The following is a 1,409-nucleotide window of genomic DNA, read 5'->3' as shown; positions in this document are numbered from 1 at the left end:
CGCATTCGGTACGCGCCGCGCTCTCGGGTCTGCGCAAGGACGGCACCGTGATCCTGCGCGAGGCAAGCGACGACGCTCAGCGCCCTGACGCCCGCTACCGCATCTGCACCACGCCCGAGGCCACGTCATGATCCGCCTCGAGGAGATCGAGACAATGGACCGAGGCGCGCTGGTCGCGGCCTGGTCCGACCTCTTCGGGCAGTCCGCCCCCAAGAGCATGAGCCAGGTCTTCCTGCGCCGCTTCATCGCGCAGGAGATCCAGATGAAGCGCTTCGGCGGTCTGCCGAAGACCCTGCAAAAGCTTGTCGAGACGGAACCCGACAAACCCACCAGGGCCGTTGGGCGAGCTCAGCCCAAAGCCGGCGCCCGGCTCCTGCGCGAATGGAATGGTGTCACCCATATCGTCGATGTCACCCCCGACGGGTTCCGCTGGAAGGGGCAGACCTACCGCTCCCTCTCCGTCATCGCCCGCGAGATCACCGGGGCACACTGGTCCGGCCCGCGCTTCTTTGGCTTCAGGGCAAAGGCCGCATCCGCATGACCCGCAGGACCATCCGCTGCGCCATCTACACCCGCAAGTCCTCCGAAGACGGGCTCGAGCAGGACTTCAACTCTCTGGATGCGCAGCGCGAGGCTTGCGAGGCCTATGTCGCGAGCCAGAGACACGAAGGCTGGAAGCCCCTGCCCGCCCGCTATGACGATGGCGGGATTTCCGGTGGCACGCTGGAGCGTCCCGGCTTGCAGCGCCTCCTTGCCGATATCGACGCCGGGCGCGTGGAGATGGTGGTGGTCTACAAGATCGACCGTCTCACGCGATCGCTTGCCGACTTCGCAAAGCTCGTCGAACGGCTCGAGGCGGCAGGTTGTTCCTTCGTGTCCGTCACCCAGGCGTTCAACACCTCCTCCTCGATGGGGCGGCTGACGCTGAACGTGCTCCTTTCCTTCGCCCAGTTTGAGCGCGAGGTCACGGCCGAGCGGATCCGCGACAAGATCGCCGCCTCGAAGAAGAAGGGGCTCTGGATGGGGGGCCTACCGCCCCTCGGCTATGACCCGCATCCCGACAAGACAAGGCGCGAGCTCGTGGTCAATGAGCGGGAGGCAGACACCGTCCGCAGCCTCTTCGACCTCTACCTCCAGCATGGGTGCCTGAATGCAACCGCCCGGGCGGCCGAGGCAGCAGGCCTGCGCTCGAAGTTGAGATCCTATGACGATGGACGCCAGACCGGCGGCAGGCCCTTCACCCGCGGCCAGATCCATCACCTGCTCACCAATCCGGTCTATCGCGGCCTGATCCGCCACAAGAGCCGATGCTGGCCCGCCGCACATCCGGCGATTATCGACGCGGCAACCTGGGATGCGGTGCAGGAGCGGCTTCAGCAGGCGGCGCGGCGCCGGCGCGGGGCGCGCGG

The 1,409-nt window shown here is 66.8% G+C and carries 2 protein-coding genes; both read left to right on the top strand.

The window, feature by feature from the left end:
* The first annotated feature begins 127 nt into the window (after positions 1-127).
* On the top strand, positions 128-541 hold the full coding sequence (locus tag KTQ37_RS16605) for a DUF2924 domain-containing protein (RefSeq protein WP_218631621.1): 414 nt from the start codon (positions 128-130) through the stop codon (positions 539-541).
* The coding region (locus KTQ37_RS16600; protein ID WP_218631620.1) for a recombinase family protein at positions 538-1,409 on the top strand (872 nt) is incomplete at its 3' end. The genes KTQ37_RS16605 and KTQ37_RS16600, both read left to right, overlap by 4 nt.

The organism is Sedimentimonas flavescens (genome assembly GCF_019264375.1).
Lineage (GTDB): Bacteria > Pseudomonadota > Alphaproteobacteria > Rhodobacterales > Rhodobacteraceae > Rhodobacter > Rhodobacter flavescens.
The sequence above is the reverse complement of the archived record's forward strand: the minus strand, read 5'-3'. Positions and strand labels throughout refer to the sequence as shown.